Raw genomic sequence first — 708 nt, 5'->3', positions numbered from 1 at the left:
GGCGGTGGTGGCGAGTTGGTCGGGGGACATCCGCTGGAGGCGGAGGTCGTCGACGGTGATGACGGGGTTGCCGGTGGTGTCGTAGGCGGTGAGCTGGGCGGCGCTGTCGCTGCGGCGGTTGAGGTGGACGCGCAGGGTGCTGGCGGCCGTGGCGTGGAGCTGGACGCCGTTCCAGGAGAACGGGACCCACAGGTCGCCGGCGGGGAGCGGGTGCAGGGCCGCGTCGAGCAGGGCGGGGTGCAGGGCGAAGCCGTCGGCGTCGGTCGGCAGGACGACCTCGGCGTAGAGGTCCTGGCCCTGCTGCCAGAGCGCGGTGAGCCCCTGGAAGGCGGGCCCGTAGCCGTAGCCGACGGTGCTGAGCCGCTGGTAGGTGTCGGCGGTGTCCACGCGCTGGGTGCCGGTGGGGGGCCAGGTGCCGGTGAAGGGTGCGGGGGTGGTGGGGGTGTCGGTGAGGGTGCCGACGGCGTGGCGGGTCCAGTCGTCGGTGAGGCCGGTGTCGGTGGTGTGGGGGCGGGAGTGGATGGTGACGGTGCGGCGGCCGTCGGTGTCGGGGGTGGTGACGGTGACCTGGATGACGCTGTGGGTGGTGTCGGTGAGGACGAGGGGGCGTTCGAGGGTGAGTTCGTCGAGGACGCGGTAGCCGACCTGGTCGGCGGCGTGGAGGGCGAGTTCGACGAAGGCGGTGCCGGGCAGGATGGCCGTCCCGAA

1 protein-coding gene is annotated in these 708 nt (G+C 73.3%); it reads right to left on the bottom strand.

Annotated elements, in window-relative coordinates; all coding sequences use genetic code 11:
- On the bottom strand, positions 1-708 hold a 708-nt coding region (locus tag ACFP3U_RS36980; protein ID WP_380230163.1), incomplete at both ends, for a polyketide synthase dehydratase domain-containing protein.

It is taken from the genome of Kitasatospora misakiensis (genome assembly GCF_042656005.1).
GTDB lineage: Bacteria > Actinomycetota > Actinomycetes > Streptomycetales > Streptomycetaceae > Kitasatospora > Kitasatospora misakiensis.
The sequence above is the reverse complement of the archived record's forward strand: the minus strand, read 5'-3'. Positions and strand labels throughout refer to the sequence as shown.